This is a genomic window from Pseudomonas sp. GQ91, from assembly GCF_059758795.1.
In genome coordinates this window covers 237,389-251,135 of the sequence record NZ_JCAXED010000007.1, presented here as the reverse complement: position 1 = coordinate 251,135, position 13,747 = coordinate 237,389, and the positions used below count along the sequence as shown (strand labels likewise).

11 protein-coding genes and 1 tRNA gene are annotated in these 13,747 nt (G+C 58.6%); 7 read left to right on the top strand and 5 right to left on the bottom strand.

The window, feature by feature from the left end; all coding sequences use genetic code 11:
* Nucleotides 1-90 precede the first annotated feature (90 nt).
* Both folK and folB read right to left on the bottom strand, forming a co-directional pair.
* Nucleotides 91-609 (bottom strand): 2-amino-4-hydroxy-6-hydroxymethyldihydropteridine diphosphokinase, encoded by a 519-nt coding sequence (gene folK / locus AC6CIA_RS13120; RefSeq protein WP_498312536.1) that lies wholly within the window; start codon nucleotides 607-609, stop codon nucleotides 91-93.
* Entirely contained in the window at nucleotides 600-953 is a 354-nt protein-coding gene (gene folB / locus AC6CIA_RS13115; protein ID WP_498312534.1) for a dihydroneopterin aldolase, read from the bottom strand. Before folB ends, folK begins: the two co-directional genes overlap by 10 nt.
* Before the next feature lie 74 nt (nucleotides 954-1,027).
* Between folB and plsY the strand changes: the two genes are divergently transcribed.
* On the top strand, nucleotides 1,028-1,597 hold the full coding sequence (gene plsY / locus AC6CIA_RS13110; protein WP_498312532.1) for a glycerol-3-phosphate 1-O-acyltransferase PlsY: 570 nt from the start codon (nucleotides 1,028-1,030) through the stop codon (nucleotides 1,595-1,597).
* A 33-nt stretch (nucleotides 1,598-1,630) separates the two neighbouring features.
* On the opposite strand, the gene tsaD is transcribed toward plsY, so the two are convergent.
* On the bottom strand, nucleotides 1,631-2,656 hold the full coding sequence (gene tsaD, locus AC6CIA_RS13105) for a tRNA (adenosine(37)-N6)-threonylcarbamoyltransferase complex transferase subunit TsaD (RefSeq protein ID WP_498312530.1): 1,026 nt from the start codon (nucleotides 2,654-2,656) through the stop codon (nucleotides 1,631-1,633).
* Between the two features lie 203 nt (nucleotides 2,657-2,859).
* Between tsaD and rpsU the strand changes: the two genes are divergently transcribed.
* The 5 genes from rpsU (at nucleotide 2,860) to AC6CIA_RS13080 (ending at nucleotide 11,364) form a co-directional block, all read left to right on the top strand.
* A complete protein-coding gene (gene rpsU, locus AC6CIA_RS13100) occupies nucleotides 2,860-3,075 on the top strand; it encodes a 30S ribosomal protein S21 (protein WP_002551877.1) in 216 nt (71 codons plus the stop codon).
* A 448-nt stretch (nucleotides 3,076-3,523) separates the two neighbouring features.
* Nucleotides 3,524-5,494 carry a DNA primase gene (gene dnaG, locus AC6CIA_RS13095; protein WP_498312617.1) on the top strand — a complete coding sequence of 657 codons (1,971 nt, stop codon included), beginning with the start codon at nucleotides 3,524-3,526 and terminating at the stop codon, nucleotides 5,492-5,494.
* A gap of 67 nt (nucleotides 5,495-5,561) precedes the next feature.
* Nucleotides 5,562-7,409, top strand: a complete 1,848-nt coding sequence (gene rpoD, locus AC6CIA_RS13090) for an RNA polymerase sigma factor RpoD (RefSeq protein ID WP_498312528.1) — start codon at nucleotides 5,562-5,564, stop codon at nucleotides 7,407-7,409.
* A gap of 119 nt (nucleotides 7,410-7,528) precedes the next feature.
* Nucleotides 7,529-11,272 carry a bifunctional diguanylate cyclase/phosphodiesterase gene (locus AC6CIA_RS13085; protein WP_498312526.1) on the top strand — a complete coding sequence of 1,248 codons (3,744 nt, stop codon included), beginning with the start codon at nucleotides 7,529-7,531 and terminating at the stop codon, nucleotides 11,270-11,272.
* 15 nt (nucleotides 11,273-11,287) lie between these two features.
* Nucleotides 11,288-11,364 (top strand) — tRNA-Ile (locus AC6CIA_RS13080).
* Between the two features lie 100 nt (nucleotides 11,365-11,464).
* Here AC6CIA_RS13080 and AC6CIA_RS13075 read toward each other — a convergent pair.
* On the bottom strand, nucleotides 11,465-12,346 hold the full coding sequence (locus AC6CIA_RS13075; RefSeq protein WP_498312524.1) for an SH3 domain-containing protein: 882 nt from the start codon (nucleotides 12,344-12,346) through the stop codon (nucleotides 11,465-11,467).
* Between the two features lie 4 nt (nucleotides 12,347-12,350).
* A complete protein-coding gene (locus tag AC6CIA_RS13070) occupies nucleotides 12,351-12,671 on the bottom strand; it encodes a tyrosine-type recombinase/integrase (protein WP_498312522.1) in 321 nt (106 codons plus the stop codon).
* A 566-nt stretch (nucleotides 12,672-13,237) separates the two neighbouring features.
* Here AC6CIA_RS13070 and AC6CIA_RS13065 point away from each other — a divergent pair.
* Nucleotides 13,238-13,738 (top strand): hypothetical protein, encoded by a 501-nt coding sequence (locus AC6CIA_RS13065; RefSeq protein ID WP_498312520.1) that lies wholly within the window; start codon nucleotides 13,238-13,240, stop codon nucleotides 13,736-13,738.
* Nucleotides 13,739-13,747 lie beyond the last annotated feature (9 nt).

Here is a 13,747-nt window from a genome sequence, read left to right as displayed (position 1 = left end):
CGCGAAGAACATCAACGATTACACGGGCCTGCGGTTTAACGCGGTGCGCTCAGGCTTTTTCGCAAGCAAGAACCAGGCGCGCCCTCGCGGCTACAGGAGTGTGGCAGGCGTCAGTTGCTGGTCGCGCCATTCGAACGCCACGGGTGCCAGCACCTGATCGATCTGTGCATCGCGCCACAATGCGCCAAACGTCTTACCGGCTTCAGGGTGCAAGCGCTCTGGCGCCATCAACGAGAGTGGCCACAATACAAAGGCGTTTTTCAGGATTTCCGCCCTAGGCAACACCAGCCCGTCGAAATCACCGGTCAGGTCGCCATACAACAGCACATCGATATCCAGGGGCAAGCCCTTGCGGTCCGGTGCGTAGCGACCATTGTCGGCTTCAATGAGCTTCAACCGGCGATCCAGTTCCTTCAACGGCAAATCGGTATAGGCCGAGACCACCAGATTGAAAAACGGTCCGCTCTTGATGCCAACCGGCTGGCTTTCGAATACGGCCGAACAGCGCAGATCGGTCAAGAATCCGCCCAGCGCATCAAGACCTGCACACAAATGGGATTCGCGTTCGATATTACTGCCAAGGCCAAGGTAAACCTGAGTTAGCGACATCCGCGCTCGATCTCCACGCCCACGCCTTTGGCTGCCGCAACGGCGCCGGGCTTGGTCAATTTGAGGTGCAGCCAGGGAATCTGGAACTCGCTCATCAACACCTCGGCCAAGCGCTCGGCGAAGGTTTCCACCAACTGGAATTGCGCGTGTTCGGCAAAGGCCTGAATCCGTGCACAGACGCTGGCGTAGTCGAGCGCCAGGCTCAGGTCGTCTCCGGCAGCGGCCGGACGGTTATCCCAGGCGAAACTCAGATCCAGACGCAAGCATTGCCGGATACCTCGCTCCCAGTCGTAGGCCCCGATCACGGTGTCGACTTCCAGGCCTTCGATAAACACTCTGTCCAAGCACTCTTCTCCACAGCACGACAAGGGCGCAATGCCCCGTTAGAATCAAGGCGTCCTCGCCCGGAATAGTTAGCATGTTTTGGTTACTGGCGATCCTCGCCTACCTGCTCGGCTCTCTGTCCTTTGCCATCTTGCTCAGCCGCCTGACGGGAAATCCCGACCCGCGAATGAGTGGTTCAGGCAATGCTGGCGCCACCAATATGTTGCGCCTGGCCGGCAGGAAACTTGCTGTCCTGACGCTGCTGGGCGACGCCTGCAAAGGCCTGCTGCCGGTACTGATCGCCCACCTCGCCGGTCTTTCCCTGCAACAACAAGCCTGGGTAGGCGTGTGTGCCGTCCTCGGCCACCTGTTCCCGCTGTACTTTCGCTTCCGTGGAGGCAAGGGCGTCGCAACGGCCGCCGGCATGTTGCTGGGCATCTACCCACCCGCCGCCCTGCTGGCCGTGGCCGCCTGGCTGCTGACGTTCTACCTGACCCGCACCAGCTCCCTGGCCGCGCTGATCGCCACGCCATTGACCCTGCCATTACTGGCCTGGCAAGAGCCCGCGGCGCTGGTACCGATGAGCGCGCTCACCTTGCTGATCGTCTGGCGCCATCGCGGCAATTTACGCGACCTGTTTGCCGGGCGCGAACGGCATTTTTAAATACACCCGCCGAGCCCGACTCACATTCGCCGGTTACAACGCTGACAGTTGCTCCATGGGCCAGCGCGCCTGCACGCTGATGGCCAGGCTTTCCTGCTGACCGGCCTGCAGCCGCTGACAACCCGCAAAGGCAATCATCGCGCCGTTATCCGTACAGAACTCGGGGCGCGCGTAAAAAACCTCACCCTGCATGTCGCCGAGCATTTTCTCCAGCGAGGCGCGCAATGCGCGGTTGGCGCTGACGCCGCCGGCGATCACCAGGCGCTTCATGCCCGCGTGCTTCAACGCCCGCTTGCACTTGATGGTCAAAGTCTCTACCACGGCTTGCTGGAACGCCAGTGAGATGTCGCAACGGGCTTGTTCGCCGTCGTCTCCGGCGCTGACACTCTGCTGCCAGGTGTTCAGCGCGAAGGTTTTCAAGCCGCTGAAACTGAACATCAGGCCGGGCCGATCACACATCGGGCGCGGGAACGTGTAACGACCCGCGACACCCTTTTCAGCCAGGCGCGCAATTTCCGGACCGCCGGGATAATTGAGGTCCATCATTTTCGCGGTCTTGTCGAAGGCTTCACCGGCAGCATCGTCCAGGGTTTCGCCCAGCAGGGTGTATTGACCAATACCGTCGACCTGAACGAGCTGCGTATGCCCGCCTGAAACCAACAAAGCGACGAACGGGAACTCCGGTGGGTTTTCTTCCAGCATCGGCGCCAGTAAATGGCCTTCCATATGGTGCACGCCCAAGGCTGGAATACCCCAGGCGAAGGCCAGCGCCTGGGCACAGGAAGCCCCCACCAGCAAGGCCCCAACCAAGCCCGGGCCCGCGGTATAGGCAATCGCATCAATCTCGGTCGGCACGCACCCCGCTTCGTCCAACACCTGTCGGATCAACGGCAGCATGCGTTTTACGTGATCACGGCTCGCCAGCTCCGGCACCACGCCGCCATAGGCGCGGTGCAAGTCGATCTGACTGAACAGTGCGTCGGCCAAAAGCCCGCGTTCACTGTCGTAAAGTGCGACGCCGGTTTCGTCGCAGGAGGTTTCTAAGCCCAGAACTAGCATGGGTTTGCGCCTTGTAGCGGCTGAATTCGAAGGCGCGCATAATAGTCGCCACTCCCCCTCCCGACTAGCGGTTTTCGATCAGAGGCTTTGCATTCCGGGCAATGAGGGGTTAACATCCGCAACCCTTAAAAACCGACGACCTCAGCCGCGAATTTTTTGCGACGAGAACGTTGATTCCCGGTAATGAAAGAAGGTAGCTCTGGATGCCAGCCGTCAAAGTAAAAGAGAACGAACCCTTCGACGTAGCTCTGCGTCGTTTCAAGCGCTCCTGCGAAAAAGCCGGTGTTCTGGCTGAAGTTCGTAGCCGCGAATTTTATGAGAAGCCAACTTCTGAGCGTAAGCGCAAAGCAGCAGCCGCTGTTAAGCGTCACGCCAAGAAAGTTCAGCGCGAGCAGCGCCGCGCCGTTCGTCTGTACTAATACACAGACGTTCGTAGCAAGCTTCTGCCAAGCCCGGCCCTCAGCCGGGCTATTGGCATTTGCGGATATCGCTTGATGCTTCACCGTCAACGCCGCACACGCGACCGCGACAAACTGCTTCACGCGTCAGACCTGGCTCTTTTGCCAGCGGTGCACGTCTCTTCTGACGAGCCTATCAAGGCTACTGACGAGCACACCTTAATTTTCCAACAGGCGATCAACAGATCGACTGTGCCCGACACTGAGCTTCCGAGGCCATCTTTGGCCGTGACCGGACGCCTGGGCAACACTTTCAAGCACGTCGAAGGCTGATTGGAACTAACGTCAGTGAATGCTCGACAGATACACTCCCTGAAGCCCCAGCAGACGACAAATGATCGAGCCGCCGACATGCGTGCCTTGAATGCGTCGCGGGCCCGCATTTATACGCAGTGATGACGAGAACGCCATGGCCGGGCTGATTCCCCAGAGCTTTATTGACGACCTTCTGAACCGCACCGACATCGTCGATGTCGTCAGCTCGCGCCTGCAAATGAAGAAAGCCGGCAAGAATTACACCGCCTGCTGCCCGTTCCACAAAGAAAAAACCCCGTCATTTAGCGTCAGCCCCGACAAGCAGTTCTACTATTGCTTCGGCTGCGGCGCCGGTGGCAACGCCCTCGGCTTCATCATGGACCACGACAACCTGGACTTTCCCCAGGCCGTCGAGGAACTGGCGAAAGCCGCCGGCATGGAAATCCCCCGCGAAGAAAGTGGCCGCCCGCACAAGCCGCGCCAACCCACCGACTCGCCGCTGTACCCGCTGCTCACCGCCGCCGCCGACTTCTACCGCCAGGCACTGAAAAGCCATCCGCAGCGCAAAGCCGCTGTCGACTACCTCAAGGGCCGCGGCCTGACCGGGGAAATCGCCCGCGACTTCGGCCTCGGGTTTGCCCCGCCCGGCTGGGACAATCTGTACAAGCACCTGAGCAGCGACACCCTGCAACAAAAAGCCATGATCGACGCCGGCCTGCTGGTGGAGAACGCCGAGACCGGCAAGCGCTATGACCGCTTCCGCGACCGCGTGATGTTCCCGATCCGCGACAGTCGCGGCCGGATCATCGCCTTCGGTGGCCGGGTACTGGGCGACGACAAGCCGAAATACCTGAATTCACCGGAAACCCCGGTGTTTCACAAAGGCCAGGAACTCTACGGCCTGTTCGAAGCGCGCAAGAACAACCGCAACCTCGACGAGATCATCGTGGTTGAAGGTTATATGGACGTGATTGCCCTGGCCCAGCAAGGGCTGCGTAACGCGGTGGCGACACTCGGCACCGCGACCAGCGAAGAGCACTTGAAGCGCCTGTTTCGCATCGTGCCCAACGTGCTGTTCTGCTTTGACGGTGACCAGGCGGGCCGAAATGCCGCTTGGCGCGCCCTTGAGGCCGCACTGTCGAGCCTTCAGGACGGGCGCCGCGCACGCTTTCTGTTTCTGCCCGAAGGCGAAGACCCGGACACCTTGGTCCGCGCAGAAGGCACCGATGCGTTTCGCGCACGCATCAACCAGCATGCGCAGCCGCTGGCCGATTACTTTTTCCAACAATTGACCGAAGAGGCTGATCCGCGCTCGCTCGAAGGCAAGGCTCACATGGCCACCCTCGCCGCGCCGCTGATCGACAAGGTGCCTGGCGCCAACCTTAAGGCCCTGATGCGCAAGCGCTTGCTGGAAATCACCGGACTGAGCGGCGAAGCGGTCAGCCAACTGGTGCACAGTGCGCCGCAAGACGCGCCACCGACTTACGACCCAGGCATCGATTACGACGCCATGCCGGACTATTCGGACTTTCACCAACCTCAAGAAGCCTACACGCCTCAACACGAGTGGACCCCGAAGAAACCCGGCGCCGGCGGCAAGAAGTGGGATAAAAAACCCTGGAGCAAGAACGGCAAGCGTGGCGACCGCGACGAACCCTACGCCCCCCGCACACCGGTAGCCGTAGAAGCCCCGACGCTCATCGCCCTGCGCACCCTCATCCATCACCCGCAGCTGGCGGGCAAGGTGGAAAGCGCCGATCATTTTGCGAACGAAAGCAACACTTATGCCCAGGTACTGATCGCCCTGATCGAGGCAGTGCAGAAAAATCCTAAGCTAAACTCTATTCAGCTGATGGCTCGCTGGCACGGCACCGAACAAGGACGGCTCTTGCGAGCGCTCGCAGAAAAGGAGTGGCTAATTGACGGCGACAACCTTGAACAACAGTTTTTAGACACCATTACTAGGTTATCCGCGGGCCAGCACACGCAGACCCTCGACGAACTTATCAAGAGAGCAAGACAGCCGGGATTGTCGGCTGAAGAGCAAATTCAGATAGCAAAACAGATGCGCGACCTCTTAAAACAGAATGTTTCAGCATCAAACCCGACCTCAGCTGGCGTGTGAGGTCATAGCTCGGGTATAATCCTCGGCTTGTTTTTTGCCCGCCAAGACCTTCAGTGGATAGGGTGTTATGTCCGGAAAAGCGCAACAGCAGTCTCGTATCAAAGAGTTGATCACACTGGGTCGTGAGCAGGGCTACCTGACTTACGCGGAGGTCAACGACCACCTGCCGGAGGATATTTCAGATCCGGAACAGGTGGAAGACATCATCCGCATGATTAACGACATGGGGATCAACGTATTCGAAGTTGCGCCAGATAAGGACTCCCTTATGCTGGCCGACGCTGATACCGACGAGGCCGCCGCTGAAGAAGCCGCTGCCGCGCTGGCTGCAGTAGAGACCGATATCGGCCGCACCACCGACCCTGTGCGCATGTACATGCGCGAAATGGGCACGGTAGAGCTGCTGACACGTGAAGGCGAAATCGAAATCGCCAAGCGTATCGAAGAGGGCATCCGTGAAGTGATGGGCGCAATCGCGCACTTCCCTGGCACGGTTGACCACATTCTCTCCGAGTACACCCGCGTCACCACCGAAGGTGGCCGCCTGTCCGACGTCCTCAGCGGTTATATCGACCCGGACGACGGCATTACGCCGCCTGCGGCTGAAGTGCCAGCACCTGTCGATCCTAAGGCGGCCAAGGCTGACGACGACTCCGACGACGACGAAGCTGATGCCAGCGACGACGACGAAGAAGTCGAAAGCGGTCCGGATCCGGTCATCGCGGCCCAGCGTTTTGGCGCTGTTTCCGACCAGATGGAACTGGCTCGCAAGGCACTGAAGAAGCACGGTCGTGGCAGCAAGCAGGCAACCGCCGAGCTGCTGGCCCTGGCCGAGCTGTTCATGCCGATCAAACTGGTGCCGAAGCAATTCGAAGGCCTGGTTGAGCGGGTGCGTAGCGCACTTGAGCGTCTGCGTGCACAAGAGCGGGCAATCATGCAGCTCTGTGTCCGTGATGCGCGCATGCCGCGCACCGACTTCCTGCGCCAGTTCCCGGGCAACGAAGTTGACGAAAGCTGGACCGACGCACTGGCCAAAGGCAAAAGCAAATACGCTGAAGCCATTGGTCGCTTCCAGGCCGACATCGTTCGCTGCCAGCAGAAGCTGACGGCATTGCAGACCGAAACAGGCCTGACGATTGCCGAGATCAAGGACATCAACCGTCGCATGTCGATCGGTGAGGCCAAGGCCCGCCGCGCGAAGAAAGAGATGGTTGAAGCGAACTTGCGTCTGGTGATCTCCATCGCCAAGAAGTACACCAACCGTGGCTTGCAGTTCCTCGACCTGATCCAGGAAGGCAACATCGGCTTGATGAAAGCGGTGGACAAGTTCGAATACCGTCGCGGCTACAAGTTCTCGACATATGCCACCTGGTGGATCCGTCAGGCGATCACTCGCTCGATCGCCGACCAGGCCCGCACCATTCGTATTCCGGTGCACATGATCGAGACCATCAACAAGCTCAACCGTATTTCCCGGCAGATGTTGCAGGAAATGGGTCGCGAACCGACCCCGGAAGAGCTGGGCGAACGCATGGAAATGCCCGAGGATAAAATCCGCAAGGTATTGAAGATCGCTAAAGAGCCGATCTCCATGGAAACGCCGATTGGTGATGATGAAGACTCCCATCTGGGTGATTTCATCGAAGACTCGACCATGCAGTCGCCGATCGATGTCGCCACCGTTGAGAGCCTCAAGGAAGCGACACGCGACGTGCTGTCCGGCCTCACCGCCCGTGAAGCCAAGGTACTGCGCATGCGTTTCGGCATCGACATGAATACCGACCACACCCTTGAGGAAGTCGGTAAGCAGTTTGACGTGACCCGCGAACGGATCCGTCAGATCGAAGCCAAGGCACTGCGCAAGTTGCGCCACCCGACGAGAAGCGAGCATCTGCGCTCCTTCCTCGACGAGTGATCACAAAACCCCCGGCCCTGCCGGGGGTTTTGCTTTGTGCAGATTAATGCCCCCGCGTCACCTCCTCCCGCAATGCCCGTCTACACTCGAAACATTCCCCGTGCCATAACGAGACCGTTATGCCCAGATTGCCGACTGTGCTACTGCTGTCGCTGCTGACCTGGACCGCAACGGCTGGTGCGCTGACTCTCACCGATGAAGAGCATGACTGGCTGGCGGACCACCCGGAGTTACGCCTGGGCGTTGATGCATCATGGCCGCCGTTTGAGTATCGCGATGAAGACGGCCGCTACCAGGGCCTGGCGGCAGACTACGTGCGCCTGATTCAGAAACGCTTGGCGGTCAGGGTCAAATTGATCGAGCCTGCAAACTGGAGCACGGTGCTGGAGCAAGCCAGGAACAACCAGCTCGACCTGCTGCCCGGCATCATGTCGACCCCGGAGCGCCGGAATTTCCTGTCCTTTACCCGCCCCTACCTCGACTTCCCCGTCGTTATTCTCGCCCATGAAGGTGGCAGCCAGCCGCGCTCGCTCAAGGACTTGTATGGCCTGAAGATCGCCGTGGTGGAGAACTACGCCTCCCATGAACTGTTACGCACCCACCATCCCGACCTGAACCTGGTCGCCTTGCCCAACGTCAGTTCAGCGTTGCAGGCATTGGCTACCGATGAAGTCGATGCGGTGGTCGGCGACCTGGCCTCCAGCGTCTGGAGCCTGCGCGAACTCAAGCTGGACGGCCTGTACGTGAGCGGCGAGACGCCTTATCGCTACCAACTGGCGATGGGCGTGCCAAGGGAAAACAAAATGTTGATCGGTATTTTGGACAAGGTCCTGGCCGACCTCAGCCCAAATGAAATCGAGGCGATCCAGCAGCAGTGGGTGGGCAACGCCATTGTTCATCGGACTTTCTGGAAAGATCTCTTGCTGTATGGCCTTCCCGCGGTGCTGCTGCTGAGTAGCGTGCTGCTCATCGTGATTCGGATTAACCGCCGGCTCAGTTCGGAAATCTCCCGCCGGATCACCCTGGAACAAAAACTGCGCAGCAGCGAATACCATTACCGAGGCCTGGTCGAGAGCTTGTCCGCCATCGCCTGGGAAGCCGACATCAAAGACTTCACCTACAGCTACGTGTCGCCCCACGCCGAAGAACTGCTGGGGTATCCACGCGCGCACTGGCTGGTCCCCGGCTTCTGGCGCACCATCATCCATCCCGCCGACGTGAGCCGAGTCGAGAGCCTCTGTCATCAGGAAACCCTCGCCAGGCGTGACCACAGCCTCGACTACCGGGTGATCAAGGCCGACGGCCGCTGTCTGTGGGTCAGGGATATTGTCAGCCTGATCAAACATGGGCATGAGCCGGTCCTGCGTGGCTTGATGATCGATATCAGTGAAGCCAAGCACACCGAGGAAGCCCTGCGCCTCTCCGAACAGAAATTCGCCTCGGTGTTCCGACAGTGTCCGGACATCCTGGTGATCGCGCGCTTCTCCGACGGCTGCCTGCTGGAGGTCAACAAGGCGTTTGAAGATCAGATCGGCCTCAGTGCCGAAGAGGTCATAGGCAAAACCGCCACCGAACTGAACATCTGGGGTGTGCAAGACGTCGGTCCCAGCCTGCTGAAACGCGTGCAAACCACCAGCCTTCGCAACCTGGAAATGCCTTTCTTGCGCAGTAACGGCCAAGCGTTTACCGGGCTGATTTCCGCCGAGCCTTTCCAGCTCGATGCCACCAAAGCCCTGGTGGTGGTGGTGCGGGACATCAGCCAATTGAAAGAAACCCAGCAACGGCTGCAAACCTCTGAAGAAAAATTCGCCAAAGCCTTCCACGCATCGCCCGATGGTTTATTACTGAGCCGCCAGCGAGACGGCCTGCTGCTTGAAGTCAACGAAGGTTTTAGCCGCATCACCGGCTTCAACAGCGCGACGTCCCTGGACAAATCGACCCTGGAGCTGGGTATCTGGGTTGATCTGAACGAACGCAAACACATGCTCGACCTGCTGCAACGCGACGGCCTGGTCCGTGACTTTGTGTGCCATATCCGGCGCACTGACGGCCAGATCCGCCTGTGTGAAGTGTCCAGCCGCCCATTACCCATTGGCGACGAGGACTGCATGTTGACCATCGCCCGGGATATTACCGAACGCCAGTTGATGCAGGAAAAACTGCAACAGGCCGCAACCGTTTTCGAAAGTACCGCCGAAGGCGTGCTGATTACCGATACCCGGCAAAACATCAGTGCCGTCAATCGCGCGTTCAGCGAAATCACCGGCTACAGCGAGGCCGAAGCTCTCGGCCACACTCCGCGACTGCTGGCTTCCGGCCTGCATGACAGCGCCTTCTACGCCGCCATGTGGCATCAACTCACCACCTCCGGTCACTGGCAAGGCGAAATCTCCAACCGCCGCAAGAACGGCGAGGTGTACCCCAGTTGGCTGACCATCAGCGCCGTGCGCAACCGCGACGACCTGATCACCCACTTCGTGGCGGTGTTTGCCGACATTTCCAGCCTCAAGCACGCCCAGGCGCGGCTCGACTACCAGGCACATCACGATCCACTCACCGGCTTGCCCAATCGCACCCTGTTTGAAAGCCGCCTGCAGGCCGTACTCAATAACCATCAAGACACCGGCAACCAGGGTGCGGTGCTGTTTCTCGACCTTGATCGCTTCAAACACATCAACGACAGCCTTGGTCACCCGATTGGCGATCTGCTGCTCAAGGGCATCGCCGTTCGGCTCAAGGATCAGTTGCGCGACATCGACACGGTAGCCCGACTGGGAGGCGACGAATTCATCATCCTGTTACCCGGCCTGCAACAAACCAGTGATGCCCGGCACCTGGCCAATAAACTGCTGGCGTGTTTCTCGCCACCGTTCCAGGCGGGTGAACACGAATTTTTTATCAGCGCCAGTATCGGCACCAGCTTCTACCCACAGGACGGCACCGATGTGGCCACTCTGGTCAAGAATGCTGACGCGGCCATGTACCGCTCCAAGGCCAAAGGCCGTAACCGGGTCGAGAGCTACACCCGGGACCTCACCGCCCAGGCCAATGAACGCGTCGCCCTGGAACATGAACTGCGCCGGGCAATAGAGCGCGAAGAACTGTTTCTGTATTACCAGCCAAAACTGAGCCTGGACACCCAACAACTGATCGGCGCCGAAGCGCTCATCCGCTGGCGGCATCCCACGTTCGGTGATGTACCGGCGGAACATTTCATTGCCCTGGCCGAAGAGAACGGCACCATCCTGCAAATTGGCGACTGGGTACTGGAACAAGCCTGCCGGCAGATGCGGGCCTGGAGAAAGTCCCATGACGATTTCGGCACGCTCTCGGTCAACCTCGCCGGCGCCCAACTGCGCCACCCCAACCTGCTGGGGCGCATCAAACAACTGCTGAAAGACAACCACCTGGAACCTGGTTGCCTGCAACTGGAGATCACCGAGAACTTCATCATGAGCCAGGCCGAAGAAGCGTTGGAAGTGCTGCACCAACTCAAACACCTGGGCGTGCAACTGGCAATTGACGACTTCGGTACCGGCTACTCGTCCCTCAGCTACCTGAAACGCCTGCCGCTGGACTTCCTGAAAATCGACCAATCCTTCGTCCGCGGCCTGCCGGACGACCCCCACGACGCGGCCATCGTGCGCGCCATCATCGCCCTGGGCCACAGCATGCAATTCACCATCATCGCCGAAGGCGTGGAAAATACCGCCCAGCAAGCCTTCCTCGCGGCAGAGGGCTGCCAACAGATGCAAGGCTACATCGTCAGCCTGCCCCTGCCCGCCGACATCTTCGCCGCAACCTTCCTTCGTATGACCCATTCGGATTTTTCGGATAGCACAGTAGAGAAACCATCGCTATAATCCGCGACCTACTGAGGGCCTATAGCTCAGTTGGTTAGAGCAGAGGACTCATAATCCTTTGGTCCACGGTTCAAGTCCGTGTGGGCCCACCAACTCCAAAGCCGCGCATTGCGCGGCTTTCGTATTTTCTCCCTGAGAAAAAGTGGCACTTCGACCCGCTGCCGTGTCCACAAAGTGTCCACCCTCAAGCGCTCATCGATTCAGACGATGCGTATATTTACGGGAGATCCATCCCGTTATCCCGCCCTCATTCACAACTGAGACATAAAGCCAATCTCGATTGCTATCGTCTAAGACCTCCAACAAATCGCTATCTTGGAGGGATAGCGCAATAAGCTCCGACTTCATTCCAGGTTCATTACGAAGCCTTACACCCTCCCCCTTTACGATGCGATAACGTGCGAACTCCACCGCGGGCAAGGCGGCTTCGCACATAACCGCTCTCACCACTTTTCCATAGCTGCTGGCAGTCATCGTCGGCATAGCTTTCGGTACGATAAAGCAGAGTTCGCTTCTGACCGCATTCTGCGTATCAAGATAGTTCATCACAAATAGCATGAGCCCCAAGAGCCAGACTAAATACTCACGCGCAGAGCTAGAAAGGCCATGAGCATCAGCGTTCTGCTGTATTTTCTGAGAGATTTCTTGCTCGGCCTTTTCCTGAATCTCTGGGGTTACATCAAAATTAGCGATCATCTGTAGCTGCTGACTATCTGCGTTTGCTAAGGCAGCAGGCATTGCCCGAGCCATCTGTTCGATTCGGCTATCGAATAGCTTCGAACGCCCCACGAGCGATGACAGCTTTGTCAGGTTTACATCTGACAACCTAGACGCGGAAGGCCAACTGTTAAGCGCGAGATCCAGCAGCCGCGCGTACTCCTCAATACCTGCAGGCCCGGCCATGTCTTCGAGAATTCGGAAGTTCTGATCACTCCATGTAGCCAGCGCACCGCTTCTGACAGCCGTCCTTATCCACTTTTGGTTTGCCATCGCAAAGGCTGCAACGGCCCCTACTCCCGGAACTATTTGGCTAAGGAGATTCATTTTTCGCTGATCAGATTTCCGTTCAGACATATCGCTATCCTACCTTCGGCAAACTGGCCGCCGTCAAATGAGCCAGAGGGTTAAGACTTACCCCCTCTGCCATGTGACCAGGGCTGAAATGAGCATACTTCTGAGTCATGGCCAGGGTCGCGTGACCGAGCACCTTTTGAAGCGTGATGATGTCGCCGCCATTCATCATGTAGTGGCTGGCGAAGGTATGACGCAAAACGTGGGTCAACTGCCCAGCAGGTAGATCCAGCTTTGCAATTTCGACAGCCCGCCGAAATATGTCATAGCAAGGCTTGAACGGTAGCACCTTCAACAGACGCCGCTCCAACTCCTTGGTGATTGGCACAGTACGATTCTTACTCGACTTCGTTTTGTTGTACTGGATGCGCTGCTGGCGAACCTGGCGCGGCTGTCAGCCCTCTGCCTCGCCCCAGCGGGCTCCTTCGGCGATCAACAGCGTGTCACTGTCCAAGGCTTGCACGCACTCCAGGAAAGGGTCGATCTGTTCAAGAAGCAGATACGCCATCTCAGTTCATCAAACCGGAGTCCGCGGACATTGCCCAGCGGGTTATCCCCAGCCCGCTCCCCTAATAGCTTCAGTGAATCGCCCCGGATTCTCTAGACACCTTGCGGCGGGATTCCGCGATTGCAGTTTGATTGCACGCTCTTAACCCTCAGCGCAATGCAGAAGTTGTCGACAGAGCTTTACACGGTCACAGCATACCCCGGCCAGTGCCTCGGCCTAACGTCTCCAAAACCGACGCGCTCGATGTGTTGTTACCGGGGAGTTGGCTCGCTGGCGATGAGACCCGTGCAGACGTCAAATTCCCCGGGGCCTCACATCAAAGACCGTTTGCATCTTAGTCACCGCTTGTAGAAAATCATCGTCTTTTTGCACGAATGGATACGCGCATGAAGTTTGAGAAGACCACGCAGTACAGGTCCGCGGAAGGGATCGTCTTCAATCTGTCTCGAATCACCCTCATGGAAAGCGACCGAGGTCGCCTGCGCGAGCTGCACTTTGGCGAAGCGAAACGCGCCCATTACCAAGTCAACAGCATGGTCGTCGATATGTACGACCGAATGCAGGCTCGAAACCTGCCATGCCTGCTGACAGTCTGCATTTCCAATCCCCTCACCCGGCAGCAGGCCGATGCTATCAGTACTATGCGCGGCAACGTCGCCAAGGGAATTGCTGCGGCCTCAGGTGGCGTTGCCGGGAGGGTAGGTGCGTTGGGCGGGCCGCTCATTGGCTGGGCTTCAGGTGCAGCCGTGACGACAGGTGTCAACTGGTACCTCAAAGGGGCCTTGCCGAACCTGCATGCAGGTGACGTGCTGGTCAGCATCGAGGGAGAGGTCCATGGCGGGATTGGTCCACAGCGCTCTGCCGTGACGCTGGTCATCAAGGTCTGAGGAACTGCA

Excerpts from the sequence above, each read along its gene's own strand:
- folK (WP_498312536.1), bottom strand. The coding sequence starts at position 609 with ATGTCGCTAACTCAGGTTTACCTTGGCCTTGGCAGTAATATCGAACGC.
- plsY (WP_498312532.1), top strand. The coding sequence starts at position 1,028 with ATGTTTTGGTTACTGGCGATCCTCGCCTACCTGCTCGGCTCTCTGTCC.
- tsaD (WP_498312530.1), bottom strand. The coding sequence starts at position 2,656 with ATGCTAGTTCTGGGCTTAGAAACCTCCTGCGACGAAACCGGCGTCGCA.
- rpsU (WP_002551877.1), top strand. The coding sequence starts at position 2,860 with ATGCCAGCCGTCAAAGTAAAAGAGAACGAACCCTTCGACGTAGCTCTG.
- dnaG (WP_498312617.1), top strand. The coding sequence starts at position 3,524 with ATGGCCGGGCTGATTCCCCAGAGCTTTATTGACGACCTTCTGAACCGC.
- rpoD (WP_498312528.1), top strand. The coding sequence starts at position 5,562 with ATGTCCGGAAAAGCGCAACAGCAGTCTCGTATCAAAGAGTTGATCACA.
- AC6CIA_RS13085 (WP_498312526.1), top strand. The coding sequence starts at position 7,529 with ATGCCCAGATTGCCGACTGTGCTACTGCTGTCGCTGCTGACCTGGACC.
- AC6CIA_RS13075 (WP_498312524.1), bottom strand. The coding sequence starts at position 12,346 with ATGTCTGAACGGAAATCTGATCAGCGAAAAATGAATCTCCTTAGCCAA.
- AC6CIA_RS13065 (WP_498312520.1), top strand. The coding sequence starts at position 13,238 with ATGAAGTTTGAGAAGACCACGCAGTACAGGTCCGCGGAAGGGATCGTC.